The 25463-nt window shown below is 59.0% G+C and carries 22 protein-coding genes; 17 read left to right on the forward strand and 5 right to left on the reverse strand.

Annotated elements, in window-relative coordinates:
- Positions 1-11: 11 nt before the first annotated feature.
- Positions 12-1541 (forward strand): membrane-bound lytic murein transglycosylase MltF, encoded by a 1530-nt coding sequence (gene mltF, locus LPB19_RS13995; RefSeq protein ID WP_206643502.1) that lies wholly within the window; start codon positions 12-14, stop codon positions 1539-1541.
- 36 nt (positions 1542-1577) lie between these two features.
- Here mltF and LPB19_RS14000 read toward each other — a convergent pair whose 3' ends face one another.
- Positions 1578-2054: a regulatory protein RecX gene (locus tag LPB19_RS14000; protein ID WP_206643503.1), complete on the reverse strand. Its 477-nt coding sequence runs from the start codon at positions 2052-2054 to the stop codon at positions 1578-1580.
- Between the two features lie 172 nt (positions 2055-2226).
- Here LPB19_RS14000 and LPB19_RS14005 point away from each other — a divergent pair, with 172 nt between their 5' ends.
- Positions 2227-4695, forward strand: a complete 2469-nt coding sequence (locus LPB19_RS14005; RefSeq protein ID WP_206643504.1) for a DUF349 domain-containing protein — start codon at positions 2227-2229, stop codon at positions 4693-4695.
- A 14-nt stretch (positions 4696-4709) separates the two neighbouring features.
- Here LPB19_RS14005 and LPB19_RS14010 read toward each other — a convergent pair whose 3' ends face one another.
- On the reverse strand, positions 4710-4970 hold the full coding sequence (locus LPB19_RS14010; protein ID WP_206643505.1) for a late competence development ComFB family protein: 261 nt from the start codon (positions 4968-4970) through the stop codon (positions 4710-4712).
- Positions 4971-5159: 189 nt separating this feature from the next.
- Here LPB19_RS14010 and LPB19_RS14015 point away from each other — a divergent pair, with 189 nt between their 5' ends.
- From LPB19_RS14015 to LPB19_RS14030, 4 genes are all read left to right on the forward strand, one after another.
- The gene (locus tag LPB19_RS14015; protein ID WP_206643506.1) at positions 5160-6368 is read left to right on the forward strand and encodes an acetyl-CoA C-acetyltransferase; all 1209 of its coding nucleotides are present in this window, start codon (positions 5160-5162) and stop codon (positions 6366-6368) included.
- A 32-nt stretch (positions 6369-6400) separates the two neighbouring features.
- Complete coding sequence (locus LPB19_RS14020) at positions 6401-8551, forward strand: 3-hydroxyacyl-CoA dehydrogenase NAD-binding domain-containing protein (RefSeq protein WP_206643507.1); 2151 nt, start codon at positions 6401-6403, stop codon at positions 8549-8551.
- A 199-nt stretch (positions 8552-8750) separates the two neighbouring features.
- Complete coding sequence (locus LPB19_RS14025) at positions 8751-10922, forward strand: carboxy terminal-processing peptidase (protein WP_206643508.1); 2172 nt, start codon at positions 8751-8753, stop codon at positions 10920-10922.
- 20 nt (positions 10923-10942) lie between these two features.
- Positions 10943-11695: a helix-turn-helix domain-containing protein gene (locus LPB19_RS14030; protein ID WP_206643509.1), complete on the forward strand. Its 753-nt coding sequence runs from the start codon at positions 10943-10945 to the stop codon at positions 11693-11695.
- Between the two features lie 24 nt (positions 11696-11719).
- On the opposite strand, the gene mtnA is transcribed toward LPB19_RS14030, so the two are convergent.
- The gene (mtnA, locus tag LPB19_RS14035; RefSeq protein WP_407943932.1) at positions 11720-12784 is read right to left on the reverse strand and encodes an S-methyl-5-thioribose-1-phosphate isomerase; all 1065 of its coding nucleotides are present in this window, start codon (positions 12782-12784) and stop codon (positions 11720-11722) included.
- Between the two features lie 108 nt (positions 12785-12892).
- Here mtnA and LPB19_RS14040 point away from each other — a divergent pair, with 108 nt between their 5' ends.
- From LPB19_RS14040 to rdgC, 8 genes are all read left to right on the forward strand, one after another.
- A complete protein-coding gene (locus tag LPB19_RS14040; protein ID WP_206643510.1) occupies positions 12893-14233 on the forward strand; it encodes a TRZ/ATZ family hydrolase in 1341 nt (446 codons plus the stop codon).
- A gap of 35 nt (positions 14234-14268) precedes the next feature.
- Positions 14269-14985, forward strand: coding sequence for a bifunctional 2-polyprenyl-6-hydroxyphenol methylase/3-demethylubiquinol 3-O-methyltransferase UbiG (ubiG, locus tag LPB19_RS14045; protein ID WP_206643511.1), 717 nt, complete (start codon positions 14269-14271; stop codon positions 14983-14985).
- Positions 14975-15640, forward strand: coding sequence for an HAD family hydrolase (locus tag LPB19_RS14050; protein ID WP_206643512.1), 666 nt, complete (start codon positions 14975-14977; stop codon positions 15638-15640). Before ubiG ends, LPB19_RS14050 begins: the two co-directional genes overlap by 11 nt.
- Before the next feature lie 56 nt (positions 15641-15696).
- Positions 15697-16446, forward strand: coding sequence for a YciK family oxidoreductase (locus LPB19_RS14055; RefSeq protein WP_206643513.1), 750 nt, complete (start codon positions 15697-15699; stop codon positions 16444-16446).
- Positions 16446-16679 (forward strand): glutaredoxin family protein, encoded by a 234-nt coding sequence (locus LPB19_RS14060; RefSeq protein WP_206643514.1) that lies wholly within the window; start codon positions 16446-16448, stop codon positions 16677-16679. Before LPB19_RS14055 ends, LPB19_RS14060 begins: the two co-directional genes overlap by 1 nt.
- A gap of 13 nt (positions 16680-16692) precedes the next feature.
- Positions 16693-17466 (forward strand): peroxide stress protein YaaA, encoded by a 774-nt coding sequence (gene yaaA, locus LPB19_RS14065; protein ID WP_206643515.1) that lies wholly within the window; start codon positions 16693-16695, stop codon positions 17464-17466.
- 34 nt (positions 17467-17500) lie between these two features.
- Entirely contained in the window at positions 17501-17701 is a 201-nt protein-coding gene (locus LPB19_RS14070) for a DUF2788 domain-containing protein (RefSeq protein ID WP_206643516.1), read from the forward strand.
- Between the two features lie 94 nt (positions 17702-17795).
- Complete coding sequence (gene rdgC / locus LPB19_RS14075; protein ID WP_206643517.1) at positions 17796-18722, forward strand: recombination-associated protein RdgC; 927 nt, start codon at positions 17796-17798, stop codon at positions 18720-18722.
- A gap of 23 nt (positions 18723-18745) precedes the next feature.
- Here rdgC and LPB19_RS14080 read toward each other — a convergent pair whose 3' ends face one another.
- Positions 18746-21487 (reverse strand): bifunctional acetate--CoA ligase family protein/GNAT family N-acetyltransferase, encoded by a 2742-nt coding sequence (locus LPB19_RS14080; protein WP_206643518.1) that lies wholly within the window; start codon positions 21485-21487, stop codon positions 18746-18748.
- 196 nt (positions 21488-21683) lie between these two features.
- Here LPB19_RS14080 and LPB19_RS14085 point away from each other — a divergent pair, with 196 nt between their 5' ends.
- Positions 21684-22610 (forward strand): histone deacetylase family protein, encoded by a 927-nt coding sequence (locus LPB19_RS14085; RefSeq protein ID WP_206643519.1) that lies wholly within the window; start codon positions 21684-21686, stop codon positions 22608-22610.
- 8 nt (positions 22611-22618) lie between these two features.
- Here the strand turns inward: LPB19_RS14085 and LPB19_RS14090 are convergent, their stop codons facing one another.
- Positions 22619-23536, reverse strand: a complete 918-nt coding sequence (locus LPB19_RS14090; RefSeq protein WP_206643520.1) for a flagellar protein MotY — start codon at positions 23534-23536, stop codon at positions 22619-22621.
- A gap of 159 nt (positions 23537-23695) precedes the next feature.
- On the opposite strand from LPB19_RS14090, the gene pyrC reads away from it, so the two are divergent.
- Together pyrC and rnt are read left to right on the forward strand one after the other, a co-directional pair.
- Positions 23696-24727, forward strand: a complete 1032-nt coding sequence (gene pyrC, locus LPB19_RS14095; RefSeq protein ID WP_206643521.1) for a dihydroorotase — start codon at positions 23696-23698, stop codon at positions 24725-24727.
- Positions 24728-24778: 51 nt separating this feature from the next.
- Positions 24779-25432: a ribonuclease T gene (gene rnt, locus LPB19_RS14100; RefSeq protein ID WP_206643522.1), complete on the forward strand. Its 654-nt coding sequence runs from the start codon at positions 24779-24781 to the stop codon at positions 25430-25432.
- The last annotated feature ends 31 nt before the right edge of the window (positions 25433-25463 follow it).

A 25463-nucleotide genomic window follows, 5' to 3' on the forward strand; every position in this document is an offset into this window, starting at 1 on the left:
GCCAGCTGTAAATGGAGTTCAGGGAAGTGTTCAGATCAATATTGGAAAAAGCGGCGGCTCCTGCCAGGATTCCCGTTCTTGTGTGCGCTGCCTTGGTGATTGCGGGCTGCTCACGCCCCAGCACCCTGCAGGAAATCCGTGACGAAAACGTTCTGCACGTCATCGCCCGGGAGGCGCCATCGATCTATTTTGACGGCCGCGATGGCCCCACGGGATACGATTTCGAACTGGCCAAGCGGTTTGCCAAAGAGCTCGGCGTAAAACTGAGGGTCCGCGTCGCGCAGGACAACACCGAAGTTCTATCGGTACTCTCTCGCAACTTCGCCCATATCGGCCTGGCGGGATTGTCAGCACAACCTGGGCTGGAAGGCGACTACCAAACCCTGCCTACGGGCATCTCTGCCCAATCAGTAGTGGTATATAACCGCGACTTTCCGGCTCCAGATTCGCTGCCTGACCTGGCGGGCAATACCTTGCATATGGTTGCCGAAAGCAACCACCAACACTTGCTGGAAGACGCCAAAGTGCAGTCAGCCGGAACGCATTGGCAAGTGCATCCGGGCCTCGATGCAGCCGGCATCCTTGCTCGCGTCGAAACCGGTGAATTCGGATACGCGGTGGTCTCTTCTAACGAATTGGAGCTAAACCACGTCTTCTTCCCCAAGGTGAAAGAAGCCTTTGCACTGGGTGAACCGGAAGAGCTGGTATGGCTCTTTCCGGCCGCCCAGGACGACACCCTGCTCAAGGCCGCGCGGCAGTTTCTCAAACAACTCCAGGCCAACGGCACCCAGGCTCAGCTGGCCGAACGCTTTTACGGGCACCTTGACCGCCTGAATTACGTGGGGGCCAGAACCTTCATGCACCACGTAGACAACCGGCTGCCCAAGTATTCCGACATGTTCCGCAACTACGCCCGCGAATACGGCGTTGACTGGCGGTTGCTGGCCGCCATTGGCTACCAGGAATCCCACTGGCGGCCCAATGCGGTCTCGCCTACTGGCGTGCGCGGACTCATGATGCTGACTCGAAACACCGCCAAGTATATTGGCATTAACAACCGACTGGACGCAGAGCAAAGCATCCATGGCGGCGCGAAGTATTTCCGGATGGTTCATGACCAGATTCCCGATCGAATTCCGGAACCGGATAGAACCTGGTTTGCACTGGCTTCCTACAACGTGGGCTTCGGACATCTGGAAGATGCCCGCAGGCTGGCTCAAAATGCCGGTCGCGATCCCGACCGTTGGATGGACGTGAAAGAATTCCTGCCACTGCTTGCGCAAAAAGAGTGGTACACGAAAACCCGTTTCGGTTACGCCCGTGGCCATGAGCCCGTGCTGTACGTTCAGAATATCCGCCGTTATTACGATGTGCTGGCACGGGTGGCAGAGCCGGCCAACGATGACGGGGAAAATGCGCCAAAGATCGTGGACCTCGAAGCGAAGAACGCAGGTAGCGACACCGGTGGCAGCAAGAAACCCAATCTGGACATCCAGGCCAGCCTGCCACCCGATATGGGGGTGATCCCACCTACCCTGTAGCGGCCAGCGACGACAAGAGCGCCAGCGAAACGGAGCTTAATCGCCCTGGTGCCGAGCCTCCAGCGCCCACTCAACCTGAGCAACCGAGAATCCGCGCCGGGTCAGAAAACGGGCCTGGCGCATTTTTTCATTCCAGTCCTCTCGCAAGTCATCGAGCCCAAACCGCTTGTCACGCAGGGACACCGCCCTTTCGCGCCAGGCTTGTTCGCTCACCTGCTCCAGGCAGTCAGGCGCAACATCTACCCCGCGTTGCTGCAGCTCAGCCAGAATGCGAAGCGGGCCATAGCCTAGGTCCATTCGCTGACGCGCATACACATCCGCAAACCGGGTATCGTCGAGCCACCCCTTCTGCTCATACTCGTCCAGAACGCGGTCGATAACCTCACGATCGATGCGGCGCTGACGCAGTTTCATCGTCAGCTCCATACGACTGTGCTCGCGCCGGGCCAGAAGTCGAAGCGCCACTGAGCGAGCCTTGTGGAGAGGATCGTCCTGATTTTCCTGTTTTGCCATTCAGCCCCTTCCCGCCTGTGCAATCAAAACGCTAGACTAGCCCCGGAATTCACGTTACCGGGTTTAACCGGTAACCGTACCCAGCCCCTCCTTTTTGTGAGGCGCTGATGGCCGGTGGCGGTTTACTGTGCCCGACACCGAGGACTGGTTTCAATCCCGAAAGGATACCTTCATGGCTGCATTCATTAAGAAACTGTTCAAATCCAAAAACGCTTCCAAACCTGCCCCGACACACCCGACTGAACAGACGGCGAAAGATCTTCACCAGCCAGATACCCGGGATACCCTGCGAGAGCAGCAGAACCAGATGCTCAATAACGGTCCCGACCAGCAGCAACTGGCAACGCTGGCCGTTGAAGGCGTAACAGCCGATATCCGGCTGAATGCAGCCAAACAGCTGGCCGACCCCGATTGCCTGCAACAGGTACAGAAAAACGCCAAAGGCAAAGACAAAGGGGTATACCAGGCCGTCCGGCAGACCATCCAGAGTCAACGGGAAGCCAAGGCCCGCGAGGAAGCTCGCTCAGCACTCATCGCAAACCTGATTCAGTCGGCCCAGGAGCAGGCCCGTAGCGAAGATACGAAGCTGTATGCGGCAAGGCTCGAGGCGCTACAGGCCCAGTGGCAAGAGGTGGAACAGCATGCCTCCGCTGAACAAGTGCAGGACTTCTGGGAAGCGCGACGACAATGCCAGGAACGTCTCGACACCATGCAGCAGGTGCGCGACGAAGAAGCCCGTCATACCGCCCAGAAGCAACAGCGCGCCGAAACTCTGGACCTTCTGAAAACGACACTGAACGACCTCCGCACGCACTCGCCGGATGATCTGCCGTCACTGTCTTCCCTGGACGCCCTGCAGAAAACCCAGGAGAACCGATGGCTGGAGGCTACAAGGGATACCGCGGTTCCGGACCCGGAAAAGAAAGCCTATAACGAATCGATGCTTGCCCTGCGCACCTATGTCAGCGCCGTTCGCCGAATTGCCCAGCACAAAGACGCGCTTTCTGCTTTGACCGCTGCGCAGGAGACTGCGGGCGAGAACAACAGCGACCTGAAAACTCAGGCGCAAGACCTGGTTGAGCAAATCAGCTGGCCGGAGGGCTACCCGCTGCCCGGCGCACTTCAGGCCGCGCAGAAACTGGCGCAAAAGCAGCCGCCAGCTCAGGCTGCTCCAAGCCGCAACGAACCTTCCAATGATGCAATCGTGGCCGAACTGGAAAAAACCATCACCAATCTTGAGAACGCTCTTGAGGGCAAGCAGTTGAAAGAATCCCGGCAACTGCTCAAAGCGGCACAGTCGGCATTCAAACGCCTGAATCAACGGGAACGCAAAGCCTTTCAAGCTCGCATTCAGCGCCTGAACGGCCAAGTAAACGAACTCAGCGACTGGCTGGGATTTGCCACAGAGCCTAAGCAAATCGCTTTGTGCGAGCAGATGGAATACCTGGCCGAGCAGCCCATGGAACCGGAAGCCAAGGCGGATCGCATCAAAGACCTGCAAAAAGAATGGCGTGAACTTGGGGGTTCGTCCGACCGCGCCCTGTGGACACGATTCAAGGAAGCCTCAGACCGGGCCTTCGAACCTTGCAGGGATTACTTCTCGGCGAAATCCGGCCTGAAACAGAGCAACCTCGAAAAACGCCAAAAAATCTGCGACGAATTAGAAACGTTCCTGACACAGGCAGACTGGTCTGCCATGGATTGGAAAGGCGCAGAAAAAATCCACCACACCGCCCGTCAGGAATGGAAGGCTGCCTGGCCAGTGGAGTTCCGGGACAACCGCGCGGTGCAGAAGCGCTTTGATGACCTGCTCAAGCGACTGGAAGCGCCGCTTGACCAAGAGCGTGAGAAGAACGAAGCCCAGAAAAAGGCTATTGTGGAAAAAGCCCAGGCTCTGATCGAGCAGGAACCGCTGCAGGACGCAATCAACCAGGCCAAAGATCTGCAGCAGGAATGGAAAACCATAGGCATCACGCGCCACCGGGAAGATCGCAAACTTTGGCAGGCATTCCGCCGCGCCTGCGACCAGATCTTTGACCGCCGGGACGCCCAGCGCAACGCCCACAAGGAAGCCATCAAGGCCGCCGATGAGGCCGCGACACAGGCGCTCGATGACATCGGCCGATGCAACGAGAGCAGTGCCCAGAGCAAGCTTTCAGACGGCTTGCAGCGCCTGAACACCTTGCTGAGCAGCGACGTTTCCAGCACCACCCGGGAAAAGCTGAAAGCCGAGGTTCAGCGCTTGAAGCAGGCCCTCGCCCGACAGGCGATGGGGGAAACCATCAGTCACTGGCAAGGGCTGGTCGCACAAAGTGCAGAGGCTAAACTCGATGAGTCAGCCGTGCCCGCTCACTGGCCCGAGCTGGCCCGCCACCTCAGCCATGCAGATTACAGCGAACTGGCAATCCGGGCCGAAATTCTGAGCGGCGTGGAATCTCCGGCCGAAGAGCAACAACGCCGAATGGAAATCCAGGTTCGTCGCCTGGCCGACGGCATGGGTGCATCCGAACCGTCTGGCAGCAAAATGGAAGAACTGGAAAAGCTGGTAGCCGGCTGGTGCGTCGACAATGCCAGCCAACAGCCGGATCAGTCACTCACCCAGCGCATGAGCAAGGCAATATCGGCACTGGCCGGCGACTGAACGATCAGCCCCAATCAACGCTGGTGATCGCGCACGAAATCCCTGGCCGTTTTTACAGCGGCCAGGGATTTTTCTTTCATTCCCTTGAGTTCGTCGTCCCCCAGATAAAACAGCATATCGATGGGGTGGCGATAGTAACGTGGCGGAAGACGGTTGAGCGCTACACACATGACATCGGCCAGATAGTCAGCGGTATCCGAGTCTTCCCGTGTGGCATCAATGGCATCCTGCACCAGCCGCTCGTAAAAATTATCGATGGCATCTCTGAGGGACATGAAAATGCTCCTCCCACATTCGTGCACGACCTCCCCTTACCATAGAACCACGCCCTAACCTTGTCACTGCGGCTGAGCAATTTCGCCAATCGGATTGGCAGGCACCGTCATTACACACGCTCGCTGCTAACCGCTATGGTAAGGCCATCACAACGAATCCGAACAACGATAATGAACTGAGGACAGCCAATGACCACCGAAGCTTATATCTTCGATGCCGTGCGGACCCCGCGGGGCCGAGGCAAGAAGGATGGTTCCCTGCACAGCGTCAAGCCCGTGACCTTACTGACCACGCTGCTGGATGCACTGAAAGCGCGCAACAACCTGGACACGGCACAGGTTGACGACATCGTCATGGGCTGTGTCACGGCCGTTGGCGATCAGGGCGCCGACATCGCCAAAACCGCTGCCCTGGCGGCAGACTGGGATGAGAAAGTGGCCGGTGTAACGCTGAATCGATTCTGCGCGTCGGGCCTGGAGGCGGTGAACCTGGCTGCCATGAAAGTGCGCTCTGGCTGGGAAGATCTGGTCGTCGCCGGAGGCGTTGAATCCATGTCCCGTGTTCCCATGGGATCGGACGGCGGCGCCTGGGCCATGGATCCGGAAACCAACCTCCATACAGGCTTCATGCCGCAAGGCATCGGCGCCGACCTGATTGCTACCATTGAAGGGTTTAGCCGCCGGGACGTCGATACCTTTGCCGTCCGCTCGCAACAAAAAGCCGCCCACGCCTGGGCCAGCGGCTATTTCGCCAAGTCCATTGTCCCGGTGTGCGACCAAAACGGCGTGGTCATTCTCGACCGGGACGAACACGTACGAGCAGACACCACCGTGGAATCGCTGGCCGGTTTGAAGCCCTCGTTCCAGATGATGGGCGAAATGGGCTTCGATAGTGTCGCGCGCGAAAAGTACCACTATGTCGAAAAAATCAATCACGTCCACCACGCCGGCAACTCCTCCGGCATCGTTGATGGCGCCACTGCCCTGCTGATTGGCAGCGGCGCCAAGGGCGAGGCGTTGGGCCTCAAGCCGCGGGCCCGTGTTGTTGCCACGGCCGTGACCAGCACAGACCCCACTATCATGCTGACCGGCCCGGCACCCGCGGCACGTAAAGCGCTGGCCAAAGCGGGCATGACCGTCGATCAGATAGACCTGTTTGAAGTGAACGAAGCCTTCGCCTCTGTGGTGATGCGGTTCCAGAGAGAACTGTCGGTTCCCGATGAAAAAGTGAACGTGAATGGCGGTGCCATCGCCATGGGGCATCCACTCGGCGCAACCGGAGCCATGATCCTGGGCACCCTGCTGGACGAGCTGGAACGCCGGGAGTTGCGTTATGGCCTTGCCACACTCTGCGTTGGCGGCGGCATGGGCATCGCGACCATCATCGAACGCGTCTGAACCCGACACTTTTCCTGCACGGAGAACCAAATATGACAGCCATCCGATACGAACTGGCTTCAGACCAGATTCTGACCCTGACCATCGACATGCCGGGCCAGTCCGCCAACACCATGAACGGAGAGTTCCGTAACGCCCTGTCCGAGGTCGTTGGAAAAGCAAAGGCCGAGCTCGACAACATCCGCGGCGTTATCCTGACGTCCGGCAAGAAAACCTTCTTCGCCGGCGGTGACCTGAATGAACTCCACAAGGTTACTCGCGAAGACGCACAGGCCTTCGAGGCAATGGTCAACGCGCTCAAAGCCGACATGCGCGCCCTGGAAACCAGCGGCAAACCGGTTGTCGCGGCCATCAACGGCGCTGCCCTGGGTGGCGGCCTGGAGCTTGCACTCGCCTGCCATCACCGGATTGCCATCGACAACGATTCCATCCAACTGGGGCTGCCAGAGGTCACACTAGGCTTGCTTCCCGGCGGCGGAGGCACCCAGCGCCTGCCCAGGATGATTGGCCTGGAAGCCGCCTTTCCGTTCCTGATGGAGGGCAAGAAAGTGAATCCCAAAGCCGCGCTGAAGGCCGGCATTATTGATGAATTGGCGGATTCAGCGGAGGACATGCTGGCCAAGGCACGGGAATTCATAGATGCCAACCCGAAATGCCAGCAGCCCTGGGATCAGAAAGGATTCAAGCTCCCCGGCGGAGCCCCTCACCACCCGGCGATGGCACAGAAGCTGGCTATCGCACCGGCCATGCTCAAGCAGAAAACGAAAGGCTGCTATCCCGCGTCGGAGCGAATTCTGTCCGCAGCCGTAGAGGGTGCGCAGGTTGATTTTGACAACGGTAGCCTGATTGAGACGCGCTACTTCGCCGAACTGGTCATTGGGCAGGTTGCGAAGAATATGACCAACACCTTCTGGTTCCAGCTCAATGCGCTTAATTCCGGCGGCAGCCGCCCGACCGGCTACGCCAAAGAAAACGTCAAGAAGGTTGGGATCCTCGGGGCCGGCATGATGGGGGCAGGAATCGCCTATGCCACCGCCACCCGGGGCGTCGAAGTGGTGCTGAAAGACGTGTCGGTGGAAAACGCCGAGAAAGGCAAGCACTACTCAGAGCAATTGCTGGCGAAAAAGGTCAGCCGTGGCCGTATGACGACGGAAAACAAAGCCGACATTCTTGCCCGCATTCGGCCGACGGATTCAGTCAGTGATCTGGCGGGGTGCGACCTGATCATCGAGGCCGTGTTCGAAGACAGCGACCTGAAAGCCAAAGTGACCAGAGAGACTGAGTCCGCTCTGGTTGAGAATGGCATTTTTGCCTCGAACACCTCCACCATACCGATTACTCAGCTGGCCGAGGCATCGGCGCGCCCGGAAAACTTTATTGGCCTGCATTTCTTCTCTCCGGTCGACAAGATGCAATTGGTGGAAATCATCGTGGGCGCCAAAACCTCCGATGAAACCCTGGCACGGGCATTCGATTACGTTCAGCAAATCGGCAAGATTCCCATCGTGGTCAACGACAGCCGTGGCTTCTTTACCTCCAGAGTGTTTGGCACCTTCGTGAACGAGGGGATCAGCATGCTGGCCGAGGGCATCCACCCGTCCAGTATCGAAAATGCCGGCCTGTTCGCCGGCATGCCAGTTGGCCCGCTTGCCATTTCCGACGAAGTCAGCCTGACCCTGATGCAGCATATCCGGGCGCAGAGCAAAAAAGACACCGAAGCCTCTGGCGGCACCTGGTCGCCTCACCCGGCCGAGGCAGTGATTGACCAGATGGTTGACAGGCAGGGCCGCAAAGGCAAAGCCGCTGGCGCTGGTTTCTATGACTATCCGGCCAACGGCAAGAAGCACCTCTGGCCCGAGCTGGAGCACCTGTTTGTGGACAAGGCAAAGGCCGCATCGATTGAGCTTCAGGATTTGAAAGATCGCATCCTGTTCATTCAGGCCATCGAAACCGTGCGCTGCCTCGAAGAAGGCGTACTCAAAACCGTTGCAGATGCGAATATCGGGAGCATATTCGGAATCGGTTTTGCCGCCTGGACCGGCGGCGCCATTCAGTTTATCAACCAGTACGGTGTCCGAGCCTTCACCGAGCGGGCGAGCACGCTGGCCGCCCGGTATGGCGAACGCTTTGCGCCGCCCAAATTGCTGGTCGAAAAAGCCGAAGCCAACGCCATCTTTAGCTGACCCCGGGGCCGGAGTGGCTCTCCGCCCCTCCGGCAACGGCCTGTTCTCTGACCTGACACTTTCATGGACAGATTGTCACGATCACCCCAGTCACTCCTATGGCAACGGGGGTAGCGCTTGCCTACAATGAGTCTATTCGCTAACGGGTAAGCCGGCATCCTGTTCCGGGAGCCGCCCCAGTAAAGTCAGGTAAGAGTTTATGACCTACGCGGAAAGAACTGTCGCTCGTCGCGCCGCTGCCGCCGGCAGCCGCACCGGGATCTATAAAGCCATCGGCCTTGCGCTGATGCTTGGGATGCCACTGGGGCTGTCTGCGAAAATCGATGACACGCAGGTATACGAGCCGGTTGCACCAACCATCGACCAGGCCCGAGCGAACATCTTGATCGCCCGCCAGCTTCAGTTCACGCATTTCCGCGACATGGGCATTAACGATCAGCTCTCCGAGCAAGTCTTTGACGCCTACCTCGACTACCTGGACGGCCAGCGTATCTACCTGACCCGAAAAGACGTCGACCAGTTTACCGGCATGAAGGGCCAACTGGGCTCGGCCCTGAAAACCGGGCAGCTTCAGCCAGGATTCGATATCTACAACCTGGTACAGCAGCGAATCATCGAGCGGCTCCAGTTTGCTCTTTCCGTGCTGGACAAAGGCATCGATACACTGGACTTTGGCGCCGAAGAGACCATTCGCGTCGATCGCTCCGAGGCACAATGGGAAGCCGATACTGCCGCGCTGGATGAGCTTTGGACCAAGCGGATCAAGAACGCGGTGCTGGCTCAGCGACTGAATGAAAAGGACGATGACGCTATCGAAGAGTCCCTCAAGCGTCGCTACGAGGGCCAGCTGAAACGCGCCTACCAGGCCCGCAGCGAGGACGCATTCCAGGCCTACATGAACGCGTTCACCAGCATCTGGGACCCGCACACATCCTACTTTTCGCCCCGCACATCGGAAAATTTCAACATCAACATGAGCCTGTCGCTGGAAGGCATCGGCGCGGTGCTGCAGGCTGATAACGAATACACCAAGATTGTTCGACTGGTGCCAGGCGGACCAGCCTCCAAGCAGGGCCAGTTGCAGCCCGCTGACCGCATTGTGTCTGTTGCTCAGGGCGAAGAGAAGCCGGTTAACGTGATTGGCTGGCGCCTGGATGAGGTGGTGGACCTGATCCGCGGCCCGCGCAATTCAGTGGTGACGCTGGAGGTAATCCCCGCCAACGCCAGCGACGACACCATCACCAAAACCATCGCGATCAAACGCGATGAAGTGAAACTGGAAGAACAGAGCGCCAGCAAGGATCTGATCCAGCTGGAACGAAGCGGGGATGACTACAGCATCGGCGTTATTCATATTCCAACCTTTTATGCGGATTTCCAGGCCATGCAGGCCGGTGATCCCAATTACAAGAGCACCACGCGGGATGTCCGCCGTCTGATTCAGGAATTGCGGGACGATGGCATGGACGGCCTGGTGATCGACCTCCGCAACAATGGCGGTGGAGCTCTTCACGAAGCCAACGATCTGGTCGGGCTGTTCATCGATGAAGGTCCGACGGTACAGATCCGGCACGCAAACAACGAAGTTCAGACACTGGACGACCAGGATCCTTCGGTGGCCTATGACGGCCCACTGGTGGTACTGACCAATCGAATGAGTGCATCCGCCTCGGAAATCTTCGCCGGCGCCATCCAGGATTACGGTCGCGGTCTGGTGGTCGGTTCCCAGACCTTCGGCAAGGGCACGGTGCAGGCGGTTCGGCCACTGAATCACGGCCAGCTGAAAATTACCCAATCCAAGTTCTATCGGGTGTCAGGTGGCTCCACCCAGCACAAAGGCGTGATCCCGGACATCGAGATCCCCTCTCGTATCGACAAAACCCGGATTGGTGAGGACGCCCTCGATCGCGCCCTGCCCTGGGATCAGATTGAGGCTGTTCCGCATACCCGCTACTTCGATTTCAGCGGCATTATCGACGAACTCCGCCAGCGTCATGAAACACGGTTTGCCACCAGCCCGGAGTTCAACCTGCTGCAGGAAGAAATCGAGTTTCTGAATGAGCAACGTGAGCTGGAATCCGTGAGCCTCAATTTCGAGACTCGTAAAGCGCAGCACGAACAAATCGAACGAACCCGTTTGAGCATTGCCAATGCCCGTCGCGAACTCCGGGGCGAAGAGCCGTTCGACTCACTCGAAGCGCTTGAAGAGTGGCAGGATCAGCAGTCAGCCCAACTGGATACCGTTGATGACGAGCTGGATTTCGTCATCCGCGAAGGTGGCCACATTGTCGCGGATATGGTTGAGCTGGACCGCCGCATGGTATCCATTACCACCCCCAGACACTTCGCCGCGAAAACCCCGGCACAATAAGCGAGGACCTTTGCAGGAGCATGCCGCAACGATCTAAGGACGAGATACCCCCAAAAACGGGGCGTGTGTTGCGAGACACTCTACTGGACGCGCTGCACGCGATGCGCTCCATGGAGGAGATCGAGGAACTCCAACAGCCGAAGGTGGCAGAGGATAAGGGCACCGAAAGCCTGGTCGATCGTCTGATCGGTTTGACGGGTTCGGCGCTGCGTCTCGGAGTGCGCGCCACCGACACGTCGATGCGCGTGGGCAGAGCACTGATCAACTCTCAGGATCAGCTGCGGGCAATGCTCACGGCAGGGCAATCGCTCAAGGACATTCGCGAGGTCGCCGGGCTGACCTTGTCCGAGATGAGCGAAGCGCTGAACCTGAAAGATAAATCGGTGCTCGAGGCCGTGGAAGACGGCACCGCGACACTGTCCTTTGAACTGATTCTGCGGCTGGCTGCCCTGATAGCCCGCAACGATCCGATTCCCTTCATCCTCCGCACCACGCGCAATTACAACCCGGAAGTCTGGCAGATTCTCAATGACTGGGGCGTGGGCCGCCTGCCCCTGCAGTTCGAGCGGGAACGGGAATTCATCAATATTTTCCGCCGGCACGACGACGCCAGGAACCTTTCAGACGAGGGGTTCAGGAAAGTCCTGGAATTTACCCGTCAAAGCTTTGAAATGTCGCTGCACTTCGTCGAGGAGCAGGAACGTCAGGTGGCCGAGTTGAAGGCCACCTACGAAGAAAACGCCAAGACAGAAGACGAATCCGCGAAAGACTGAGCCAGGGGCCTGGCCCATCCCGTCTCACGAGAACAGCGCCGCCATGGTTTCACGACTCGGCTTTCGGACCACGCCCTTCTCGGTAACGATCAGGTCGATCAGGTCAGCCGGCGTCACATCGAAAACCGGGTTGTAAACGTTCACCCCCTCCGGAGCCAGCGGAATACCCCGGATCGCCCGAACCTCTGAAGCCTCCCGCTCTTCGATGGGAATGTCGGCGCCGGACGCCAGAGACATATCCACTGTACTCGATGGCGCCACCACCATGAATCCGACCCCGTGGTACCTGGCAAGCACCGCCAGGCTGTAGGTGCCTATTTTGTTGGCCACATCGCCGTTGGCGGTTATCCGGTCGGCTCCGACAATCACCCAGCGAACCTGCCCCTGCGCCAGAATGGCCGCAGCGGCGCCGTCTGCGTTCAACGTGACCGGAATGCTGTCCCGCGCCAACTCCCACGCTGTCAGCCGGCTTCCCTGGAGCCAGGGCCGGGTTTCATCGGCGTAAACAGCCTCCAGCAACTGCGCCTCATGCAGCCGCCGGATTACCCCCAGGGCCGTACCATAACCACCGGTTGCGAGTGCGCCGGTGTTGCAATGAGTCAGCACCGATAACGGCGAGCTGGCATCCATTGCCTCCAGGGCGTGGTCCGCCATGGCCAGATTGGCCGCCAGATCCTCTTCGTGAATGGCCACCGCTTCCTCGGCCAGCCGGGCGACTGCGCCCTTCAAGGTCGAGCATTCTTCGAACACCCTTTTCATCCGCTGCAACGCCCAGAACAGGTTAACTGCGGTTGGCCGGGACGCCCCGAGCTCCTCAAGCGCCTGCTGAATCTCCGCCCGCCACTGTTCTTCAGCGGCATGGCGTGCGGCCAACGCAACCCCATAGGCGGCACTGATACCGATCGCTGGAGCACCCCGCACCACCATATCCCGAATGCACTGGGCCACTCCGCCAGCGCCTTCCGCGGTGATCCAGTGCTCCTCGACCGGCAGCAGACGCTGGTCAAGCAGCTCCAGGCTATCGCCGTGCCAGCGCATGGCCACGGTTCCAATGGTCCGTAAGGGGCTGGACTGACGGGTTTTCTCCATTCGCGCACTCCATCTGTGAAACGCTGAAAACGGCCAGTATAACGTTTATACTAGCCAGCTACATTTTCGCGACAGGCATCTTGGCCGCCCCGCTATTAAGGCTGGTATATGACCGCAGACACCATCATCGCAGCAGATATTCGCATCAATGCGCGATGGCTGATTCCCATCGAACCTAAAGGCATCGTGCTGGACAGGCAGACCGTGATTATTACTGGCAGCCGGATCACCGCAGTGGTATCCCAGGCTGAGGCCGACGCCAAATACCGCACCCGTGAAACCGTCGATCTGCCGCAGCATGTGGTGATGCCCGGCTTGATCAACCTGCACGGGCACGCGGCGATGTCGCTGTTCAGGGGCATGGCAGACGACCTTCCGCTGATGACCTGGCTCAACGAACACATCTGGCCGGCGGAAGGTAACTTTGTCAGTGAGCAGTTCATTGCCGATGGCACGCAGTTGGCCATGGCCGAAATGCTGCGCACTGGAACCACCACCTTCTCGGACATGTACTTCTTTCCGGAAGTCGCCGCCCAGGCAGCCCACGACGTAGGAATGCGTGCCCAAATCGCATTTCCATTGCTGGATTTCCCGACGGCCTGGGGCAGCGGACCCGATGAGTACCTGAACAAGGGCCAAGAGCTGATCAGCGCGTGGCAAGGCAACGAGTTCATTTCGCCTGCCATCGGGCCACACGCGCCCTATACGGTTTCCGATGGACCCTTGGAACGCGCCATTCACCTGAGCACAGAGACCGGAGCCCCGGTCCAGATCCACCTGCACGAGACCGCGTTTGAGGTTGCGGAAGCCACCGAAAAGCTTGGACAACGGCCGGTCGCTCGCATGCAGTCTCTCGGTCTGCTCGGGCCCAACACCCAGTGCGTGCACATGACCCAGATGAATGAGGCCGATATCGAGGCTATTGCCGCTTCGGGCGCCCACATCGTTCACTGCCCCGAATCCAACCTGAAGCTCGCCAGCGGCCTGTGCCCGGTACAGAAGCTTGCCGATGCCGGTATCAACGTGGCCATCGGAACCGACGGTGCCGCCAGCAATAACAACCTGGACCTGTTCGGCGAACTGCAAACCGCCGCCATGCTGGCCAAGGTTGTGGCCAACGATGCCGCCGCCCTATCCGCTCACGATGCCCTGACCATGGCCACGCTCAACGGCGCAAAAGCCATCGGCCGGGACCACGAACTGGGCTCCCTTGCAGAGGGCAAGCTGGCCGATATTATCGCCGTCGACCTGAGCGATCCCTTTATACAACCGGTGTATGATCCGGCCTCCCATCTTGTCTACAGCAATCACGGCCGGGCAGTAAGCCATAGCTGGATTCATGGCGTACCTCAGTTACAGGATGGGCGTTTAACGCGAATTGACGTGCCCGACCTCATGCTCCGGGTAGACGGCTGGCGGGAACGGATTCGCCACCCGCGGAATCAGTAAGCAACTCAAGACACCATCAGCAGGCAGCGAAAACCATGAACAACCAGAATGTCGACAGGAATGAAATCGCCAAGTTTGAGGCCCTGGCCAGCCGTTGGTGGGATCCCACCAGTGAATTCCGGCCACTGCACGACATCAACCCGCTCCGGCTGAACTATATCGACGAGCGCGTGTCCCTGGCCGGTAAGCGCGCGCTTGACGTCGGCTGCGGTGGTGGCTTGCTGTCGGAGGGCATGGCCCAGCGCGGCGCCCACGTAACGGGCCTCGATATGGGAGAAGCGCCGCTGTCCGTGGCCAAGCTGCATGGCCTGGAAACCGGTGTCGACGTCGATTATCGACAGACCACCGTGGAAGAACTGGCGCAGGACCCGGAACACGCCGGCCAGTACGATGTCGTTACCTGCCTTGAGATGCTGGAACACGTGCCCGATCCGGCGTCGGTGATCAAAGCCTGCTCAGCCATGCTCAAGCCCGGCGGCCATTTGTTCGTATCCACCATCAACCGCAACCCGAAGTCATTCCTGTTCGCGATTGTTGGGGCCGAATACGTGCTCAACCTGTTGCCCAAAGGCACCCATGAGTGGAAGAAGTTCATCCGACCATCGGAAATGTCGGATTACCTGCGTCACGCTGGCCTTGAAGTACTGGAACTGACTGGAATGACGTATAACCCGCTGACCAAAATCTACAAACTCGGCCGGGATGTGGATGTGAACTATCTGATGCACGCCAAGGATTCCCGTGAAAGCTGAACCAGCGCCGTCCGCCGTCCTGTTCGATCTGGACGGCACACTGATTGATACCGCCCCGGATTTCATCCGCTGCCTGAATCTGCTGCGACAGGAACACGGCCTGGAGCCCCTGCCGGCGGACCACATCCGCCGTTCAGTGTCGAACGGAGCACGTGCCATGATCCGGGTAGGTTTCGGGCTGGAACCGGAACATCCGGATTATCTGGACAAGCACACGGCATTCCTTGACCTGTACGAGCAGGGCGTGGCGGAAGAGACCACTCTGTTCGGCGGCATGGATGACCTATTGCGCTCACTGGAGGCGCGTGCCATTCCCTGGGGTATCGTCACCAACAAACCGGTGCGCTTCGCGGCACCGCTGGTGGAGGCGCTTGGTCTGGCGCCCCGGTGCGCCACCGTGATCTGCCCGGATCACGTCAGCCAGCGCAAACCGCATCCCGAGCCGATGTTCCTCGCGTGCAAAGAGATCGGCGCTGATCCGCAACGCGCGATCTACGTGGGCGACCACTTGCGCGATATCGAGTCCGGCCGCAACGCGGGCATGCGAACGATCGCCGTGCGCTATGGTTACATTGAGGAACCCGAAAGCGTCGATACGTGGGGCGCTGACGACATTGCCGACACAGTCAGCGACCTGGCAAAACTGTTACAATAATCATCAGAAAAGACTTGGGGTTGCCCATTGGCAGCCGCCCGACACGGAGACAGGTTATGCAAGATTACCAAGCACCCGCCGACCTACTGCAAGACCGCATCGTGATGGTGACCGGTGCAGGCAGCGGCATTGGCCGGGCGGCCGCTCTGGCGTATGCGGCACACGGGGCGACGGTGATCCTGATGGGTCGCACGGTGTCCAAACTGGAAGCCGTTTACGACGAAATCGAAGCCGCCGGACATCCCCAGCCAGCCATCGTGCCGATGAATTTCGACGGTGCTGCGGTGAAGGAATACGAAGAGCTGGCCATGACCATCGAAGAAAACTTCGGCCGGCTGGACGGCATTCTGCACAACGCTGCCATCCTGGGCGATCGAAGCCCGATCGACCTGTACGATCCGGAAACCTGGAATCAGGTCATGCATGTCAACGCGACCGCCCCGTTCCTGTTGAGCCGTGCCATGATCCCGCTTTTGCGCCAGTCGACCGATGCCTCGGTGATTTTCACTTCCTCCGGTGTCGGCCGTAAAGGGCGCGCCTACTGGGGTGCGTACGCGATATCCAAGTTCGCGATCGAAGGTCTGACCCAGGTACTGGCCGACGAACTGGACGATGAACGCCACAATGTCCGGGTTAACAGCCTGAACCCCGGCGCCACCCGCACAAACATGCGCGCTCACGCCTACCCGGCCGAAAATCCGCAACAGAATCCGGCACCGGAAGAGCTGATGCCGATTTACCTGTACCTGATGGGTAAGGACAGCAAGGGCGTGAACGGACAGCAACTGGATGCGCAGCCAAAATAATGGAACTGCTGTTTTACACCACATCCAACTGCCATCTGTGTGACGTGGCCGAAAACCTGCTCGTTCACACCCCGATGCCCAAACCGGTTCCGGTTGATGTAGTGGACATCGCTCAGTCGGAGGCGCTGGTGGACAAGTACGGCACCCGTATCCCGGTGTTACGACGAAACGACACCGGCGCGGAACTGGACTGGCCGTTCACAAAAGACGATTTACTCACGTTTCTTGAATGAGGATAGCCCTGCCATGTTGATGGTTGTATCCCCCGCCAAGACACTCGACTACGACAGCCCGCTGGCGACTGAACGTCACACCCAGCCGGACTTTCTGGACGATGCCTGCGAACTGATTGACCAGCTGAAAGAGCTGGAACCACACCAGATCAGTAACCTGATGAGCATCAGTGAAAAGCTGGGCCAGCTCAACGCTGACCGCTTCCAGAGCTGGCAAACGCCGTTCACGCCCGAGAACGCCCGCCAGGCGGTCCTGGCCTTCAAGGGCGACGTTTATACCGGCCTGGACGCCGCCTCTTTCAGCGACGGGGACTTTGACTTCGCCCAGGATCATCTGAGGATGCTGTCAGGTCTGTATGGTTTGTTAAAACCCCTGGACCTGATGCAGCCCTACCGCCTGGAAATGGGCACCAAGTTTGAAAACACCCGGGGCAAAGACCTTTACGCGTTCTGGGGCAGCAAGCTCACCGAAGAAATTAACCGGCTGCTGGCGGAAGATGACGGTGTGCTGGTCAATCTCGCCTCCAACGAATACTTCAAGAGCGTCCAGAAGAAAAAGCTCAATGGCCGACTCATCACACCCCAATTCAAAGACTGGAAGAACGGCCAGTACAAGATGATCAGCTTTTACGCCAAGAAAGCTCGGGGCCTGATGTGCCGGTTCGCCATACAGAATCGCATTACTCAGGCAGATGACCTCAAGGGATTCGATCTCGACGGCTACTATTTCAGCGAAGAACAGTCCGACCAGGATAACTGGGTCTTCCTGCGGGACGAGCAGCAGTAGCCACTCCGCTGCCGAAACACAGAGACATTACGCTATGAATGAAGCAGTATTCTCGAAGATTGCCATGCTGGTGCTCCTTACCGGGTTGATTACCTGGATGGGCTTCATAGTGTGGGATCTGGCCAAAAAATCTCAGGCTGGCCGGTTTGGAACCATCGCATTGTTTATTGTACTGGGCGCCGGCGTGGTCGGCTTTATCGTGAAAACCGTGCTGGTCGAAATCATGAATTTGTGACGATTCTGAGGCCACTTTACGGTCGCCGTCCGGTGGCCGTATCATCCTCCCCTTTTCCTGTTGTTGCCAATCGAATAATCAAGGATCCCGCCTGATGTGGTTTCGTAACGTCCGTGTATTTCGTTTTACCAAGCCCTTCGATATCTCTGCGGAGGCATTGGAGGAAAAACTTCAGGCCGACGCCTTCAAGCCCTGTGGTCCGCAGGAAACCAGCCGCCAGGGCTGGGTGCCGCCGCTGGGCAAGCACGGTGAGCAGCTGGTTCACAGCGCCGGTGGATACCACCTGATTGCCTTGCGCAAAGAAGAAAAAATCCTGCCTGGCCCCGTGGTTAAGGAAGCCGTTGAGGAACGGGCTGAAGCCATCGAACTGGAGCAAAGCCGGAAAGTCCGTCGCAAAGAGAAAGACGAAATCAAGGAACAGGTCATGCTGGAAATGCTGCCGCAGGCCTTTTCCAAGAATCGCCGTTGCTTTGCTTATCTGGCGCCACAGGATGGCGTGCTGGTGGTCGATGCCGGCTCGTCAAAGCAGGCCGAAGACCTGGCCTCGACACTGCGTAAAAGCCTGGGCTCACTACCCGTTCGCCCGCCCGCTCTGGAACAGGCTCCGGCGTTTACCTTTACCGGCTGGCTGAACGAAAGCATCGATCTGCCGGCAACCATCACGCTGGGTAATGAATGCGAACTGAAAGATCCGTCCGAAGACGGTGGCGTGGTGCGCTGCAAGGGCCTGGACCTGAAAGCAGACGAGATCCGCAACCACCTGGACGCTGGCATGCAGGTCACCCGGCTGGCACTGACCTGGGACGAGAACGTGTCGTTCGTGCTGGATGAGGAATTTGGCATTCGCCGGCTGAAATTCGGCGAAACCATCCAGGAACAGCTGGATGACGTGGATGTCGACGACGCCGTCGCCAAGTTCGATACCGCCTTCACCATCATGACCCTGGAATTGGCCAAACTGATTCCCGGCCTTCTGGAAGCCATGGGCGGTGAAGACCGCTCCGCCATCATCGAGGAATGATGCCCGCGGCAAGGGCACCGTCGTTAGGTGTCCTTGCCCAGTCGCTCCCTCTGCCACTCCTTTTGCGGCTCGTTCAGCACCAGCCTGAGGTCCATCACTTCCTCCTCGAGGTTGTACTTGACCTCGAACCCCAGGTGCTCGGCCAGGCTCAGCATGGGCCGGTTATCCGGCAGCACGTTACCCACCATTTCCACGGTGCCGCGGGCGCGGCAGTAATCGATCATCTTGTGCATCAGGGTCACACCCAGGCCTTCGCCTTTCATTTTGTCGTGCACCATGACGGCAAATTCACACTGCAGGTTGTCGGCATCGGTCCAGGTTCTTACGGTACCCAGGGTCTCTTCCCCTTCTCCATCCTCGCGGGGGGCATTGGCGATGAAAACCATTTCCCGGTCGTAGTCGATCTGAACCATCTGGGCCACGTCCTCGCGGGAGAAGTGCTTGCGGTACTGGAAAAACCGGTAGCGGATGGACTCCGGTGACTGACGCTCGTGGAAGACCCGATGCGCGGGCTCATCCTCCGCCAGAACTGGACGGATAATCACCCGCCGCCCGGACTTGGGCAGCACGATCCACTCTTCCAGCTCACGGGGATAGGGCTGAATGATCGGCTTGCCGGCGTGATCGGAGAGGTTAACCGCGATATTCACCGCCACCGCGCCCTGCTCGTTGAACAACAAGGGTGAGATTTCCAGCCCCTTGATCTCCGGTATATCGATAACAATCTGGGACAGGGTGACCAGGGTTTCAGTCACCGCGCGGATGTCCTCATCCGGCTTCAGGCTGTGTTCTTTGAGCAATTTGTACATGTAGGTGCGGCGGAGCAGCTCACGCGCCAGCACCATGTTGAGCGGCGGCAGGGCGATCTGCCGGTCGGTCATGATATTGATCTGGGCGCCGGCGGCGCCACACACCACCAGCGGCCCGAACACCGGGTCCCGGGTAATGCCGACGCTGAATTCGATACCACCCACATGCTGGTAGGAACGCTGAACCGCAAACCCGAGGAAGCCGCTTTTCGGGAAATGGAACTGATAGTCCTCCATCAGGAAGCGGCAGGCCTCGATGATGGCCTGCTCGCTGTTCAACTTCTGGATGGTGCCTTTATAACGACGCTGGGTCGGGCTCAGGTTCAGGAACGGGTGACATACCTGCTCGTGGATAATGGTCACATCCACCGGCCGGCGTTCCACGGCAAAAAGCTCCAGCACTTCGTCCATGTCGTCGCAGTACATGGTTTCGATCGTGCTGATGCCATAGTCCGCGATCAGGTCCCGGGCTTCCCGATTGGACAGGTGGTATCGACCCGCACTCAATGCATGCCTGACGACCCTTCGGGTCACGCTGCGATCAATAAAGTGATCGGTAAACGATTCCGGTGTCTCGGTCAGCAGGCGCTGAACCCTCTGGTGCCGGATATGCTGCATGAAGGCGGTCACCGCCTTTTCCGGACTGAAAAACGATGGCAGGCCAGCCCGATAGAACTCTTCGCGGGAATCCATCACCGTACTTTGGCCAAGCCAGCAGGTGAACACGTTCAGCCTCGTGCCCTTGGCAGCATGGATAACGGCATCGGCAATCTGCAGATTGTCCTCGGTCAGACTCGGCGAATACATCACCAGAACGTTCGCCACTTCCGGGTCCCTGGCAAGGATCTGTATAACCCTGGAATACAACTCCGGGGACGCATCGTAGTTCAGGTCGATGGGATTTCTGCGGGTCCAGTAGCTTGGCAACAGCCCGGCCAGCGCCTTGACGGTTTGGTCGGATAGCCTGGCCAATTCCCCTTCCAGATGATCCAGCCGGTCCACGGCCAGCACGCCGGGGCCAACCCCGTTGGCCATAATCACCAGCCCCTCCCGGCGCAATGGGCGCATTCGGGTGAGGGTTTCCAGAGCGTCGAACATCTGCCCCAGGCCATCCACCCGCAACACACCGGCCCGCTGCAGCATTGCATCGTAAATCGGATCACTGCGGGTGACACCGGCGGGCAGCACGTGCGGTACCCACTCCGATTCCGGTACCCGCCCCGATTTCACTGCAATGACCGGCTTAGTGCGCGATGCGGCCCGCACTGCGGACATGAATCGGCTCGGATTGGGCACGTTTTCAATGTGCAGCAGGATGGCGCGGGTCTGGGCATCCTGTGCCAGATAGTCGATCAGGTCGTCGTGATCGATATCCATGCCATCCCCCAGCGTCAGGAAATAGGAAAATCCCACGCCCCGGGCAAAGGCCCAGTCGATCACAGAACTGGCGATGGTCCCGGACTGGCCAATGAATGCCACCCGCCCGGGAATCACCCCCATATGGGCATACGTGGCGTTGAGATTCCTCTTTGGCACCATCAGGCCGATGGTGTTCGGGCCCAGCACACGAACACCCGTTTCGCGAGCCGCCTCGCGAACGGCATACATTAGAGGCTGGCCGGTTTTGCTGTGCGTTCGGGACATGCCTCCGGTCATCACAATGGCAGTACGGACTCCGGCCTCGCCGAGACGCCGGATGGTTCTGGCCACGGTATCCGGCGGGGTGCAGACAATGGCGAGATCGGGAGAGAAATCCATCCGGGACACTTTCCTGACACAGGGCACCCCGTGAACGTTGTCGTAGTCGTTCCGGTTCACCACCAGCAAACGGCCTGCGTATTCACCACCCATCAGATTCCGCAACACCATGCCACCGAGGCTATCCGCTCGCTCGGAGGCACCGATGACCACGATGGAATCGGGATTGAACAGATTTTCCAGGTAACGGGTGCTCAAGCTGACGGTCTCCGTGCGGTAGGAAGTCGGCTAATAAAGTCGAATAAATCAGGACACTTATGAGTGTAGCCCCTTACCGTCCGGGAAAACATTAACGGCTGATGACTATTCGGGTGCGACCAAAGGACACAGCAGTCCGCGCGCAACCCTGATACCATGGGCAAAAACAAGAGCAATCGCAGAGTGTTAATCAGGTATGACCACGGCATTTTTTTCCCATGACGACTATTTGAAGCACAACATGGGGGCGGAACACCCGGAATCCCCGGACCGGCTCAAGGCCATTCTGAGTTTCCTGGCGGACACCGGTCTGGAACAGGAGCTGGACTGGGTGCGACCGGAAGAAATCACCCGCGACCAACTCCTGTTAGTGCACCCGGAAAAGTATCTGCACCAACTGGATCTGATCACCCCCACCCGCGGCCGGGTTTTTGTCGATCCGGACACCGCCATTATGCCGGATTCCCTGATGGCGGCGAGGCTGGCGGCTGGTGGCAACATTCAGGCGGTGGATATGGTGATGAGCGGACAGGCAACCAATGCCTTCGTCTGCGCCCGCCCACCGGGACACCACGCCGAACGCAGCCGCGCCATGGGGTTTTGTTTCTACAACAACGTCGCCCTTGCTGCGATGCGGGCCCTCACCTTCCACCAACTGGAACGGGTGGCCATCATTGATTTTGATGTTCATCAGGGAAATGGAACGGCGGATATTCTCGGCGGCGATGAACGCGTGCTGATCTGCTCAAGTTTCCAGCATCCGTTTTACCCACATTCTCATGTGTACCAGCAACCATCCAACATCATTAACGTGCCGGTAGCGGCGGGAACGTCCGGAAAGGATTACCGCAACCTGGTAGAGAATGCCTGGCTAAAAGCCCTGCAGGATTTCCGGCCGCAGCTGATTCTGGTGTCGGCAGGTTTCGATGCGCACCGACTGGACCCAATGGGCGAGCTGAATCTGGAGTCGGAGGATTACCGCTGGCTGACGGAGATAGTCACCAGTGTTGCCAGCGACCACGCCAACGACCGCGTGGTGTCCACGCTGGAAGGTGGTTACCACCTCAAAGCATTGGCCGAAAGCGTGACAAGCCACGTTCAGGTTCTCAATTCGGTTTACTGACCGCGCAATCAGCCAGCAGAGCCACCGCCATAGCCGTTGGCCTGCTGGAACTCCGGACGCTCGCCTTCCCTTTGCAACCGGATGTTGGTACGGCGGTTATCCGCCGGCCGGCGCGATACCGGGTACTGGTCGCCGTGGGCCCGGACAATGAGCTTGTCCCCGGCAATGCCACGGGCTTTCAGGTAATCCGCCACCACGTTGGCGCGGTCTTCCGATAACGCCCGATTATCGATACGGCTGCCGAGACGATCACTGTGGCCATCGACAAACACCTGCTCCACGGTCGAATCCGCCAGCACGTAGATGGCAATGTTATCCAGCAATTGACGATCTGTAGCCGACAAGCGGGCACTGCCACTGCTGAACGCAATCCGGGACCGGCGAATCTGATCGTAATTGACAGGCAGAAGGTTGGCAGCACAGTTTCGGTAGCTCTCAAAATGGCCGGCAAAGTTCACGTTGGAGACGTGCACCCGGACGGGCTGGCCGCCGAACCGGGACGTTCTGGTAACGGTTGGACGCATGCCATTGAGCAACCCCTGAACCATCGCCATCGCCTGTCGGTGATCGACACTGACCGGCCGGGGCGTGTCCGAAACATCCACCTGGCCCACCGGCGTCGGTGGCACACCGGGGCGCCACTCCGGGGCCTCAACCACCAGTTCGCCGCGGCCGGGACGCATCAGCGGCAAAGCGGATTCAAGGAAGAAGGACAGGTCCTCCCCGGCCCGGTGCCGGAAAACCGCTTTACCGTAGCCCGGAACCTCGTGGACCAGAGAGCATTCGAACACGGATTCCGCCAGATACCAGCGGCTGTTCTCAATCCCCGCCCCGAAACTGCCGGCGTGGCAGCCTACGGCTGAAGCCCACAGCAGAGCGGCGGCTCCAAGGTGACGGAAAGCGGACTTTTGCGCAGGAACGGTCATAACGATTACGGGTTGCCTCTGGTATTGCTCTGTTCACAGAAGGTATCGGCCGTCTAACCACGCTCTTTAGGTCAGGATACAAAAACAAACACAGCCCCATCTGGTATAATCCGCGAAATTTTCAGGGCACAGCCCCCAGACACATTGGCGAACAGTTTCATGACCGATCAGATTACCCTCACCCGCCCGGACGACTGGCACCTGCACGTTCGTGACGGCGATATCCTCAAGGACGTTGTACCGGCCACAGCTGCCTGCTTCGGGCGCGCGATCATCATGCCGAACCTGGTACCGCCGGTCACCTCAGCGCAGCAGGCCACGGCGTACCGGCAGCGGATTATGGCCGCCGCCGGAAACTCTGCCTTTGAACCGCTGATGACCCTGTATCTGACCGAGAGCATGACGCCGGACACCATTCGCGAAGCCAAGGCCGCCGGCGTGATTGCCGCCAAGCTGTATCCAGCAGGTGCAACCACCAATTCGGATTCCGGCGTCAAAGACGTGCGGAAGATTTACCCGGTGCTCGAAGCCATGGCTGAGTGCGGCATGCTGCTGTTGGTCCACGGAGAAGTGACCGACGCCGATATCGATATCTTTGACCGGGAAAAGATCTTTCTTGAGCGAGTGCTTGCCCCTGTCCTGGAAGCCTTCCCGACCCTGAAAGTGGTGCTCGAACACATCACCACCGCCGACTCAGCGGCCTTCGTGCAGCAATACCAGGGCGATAACCTGGGCGCCACGCTGACACCCCAGCATTTGATGTACAACCGCAACCACATGCTGGTGGGAGGCATCCGTCCACACCTGTATTGCCTGCCGATCCTGAAACGCAACAAGCACCAGCAGGCCCTGCGCGATGCCGTGGCCAGTGGCGACAAGCGTTTCTTCCTCGGCACCGATTCGGCGCCCCACGCCAAAGACCGGAAAGAGGCGGCCTGCGGCTGTGCCGGCTGCTACTCGGCCTTCGGCGCCATCGGCCTGTACGCCGAGATCTTCGAGGAACTGGGCATCCTGGACAAACTGGAAGCCTTCGCAAGCTTCAACGGAGCAGACTTCTACGGCCTGCCCAGAAACACCGACACCATCACCCTGGTGCGGGAACCCTGGACGATGCCGGAACAACTGCCCCTGGCCGGCGGCCACATCGTGCCCCTGAAAGCCGGCGAAACCGTTAACTGGCGGCTGGCGTAAACCAACCACCAACCTGACCTTTTTCAATAGACGGCCACGACCGGAGTTTGAGTGACTGACGAAAACCAAGAATCGCATCCCATGTCCCGCCGCTTCCGCGGCTTTCTTCCCGTCGTCGTAGACGTAGAAACCGCCGGGTTCAATCCGGAGCGAGATGCCCTGCTGGAAGTGGCAGCTGTTCTTCTGACCATGGATGAGGACGGCTACCTGCGCCCAACCGAAACCCACACTCATCATATCGATCCGTTCGAAGGCGCGAATCTGGAACAGTCCGCCCTCGACTTCACCGGTATCGATCCGTGGGACCCGGAACGGGAGGCCGTACCGGAGCGCGAAGGACTGAGCGAACTCTTCCGCCCGATCCGCAAAGCGGTGAAAGAGTTCGACTGCAAGCGCGCGGTGCTGGTGGGCCACAACGCCACCTTCGACCACAACTTTCTGTTCGCCGCAGCCATGCGCGCGGACATTAAGCGCAATCCGTTCCACCCGTTCTCCACTTTTGATACCGCCACCCTGGCAGGCCTCGCGTATGGCCACACGGTACTGGCGCAGGCGTGCAAACTGGCCGGCATTCCGTTCAGCAACAAGGAGGCGCACTCTGCCGCCTACGACGCTGAAAAAACCGCAGACCTGTTCTGTGGCATTGTGAATCGCTGGAAAGATCTGGGCGGATTCCCCCCGCCGCTGATCGAACTGGAAGACTGATCACGCCTCCCCGCCAACAAAAAAACCCCGC

This window comes from Marinobacter salinisoli (assembly GCF_017301335.1).
Lineage (GTDB): Bacteria > Pseudomonadota > Gammaproteobacteria > Pseudomonadales > Oleiphilaceae > Marinobacter > Marinobacter salinisoli.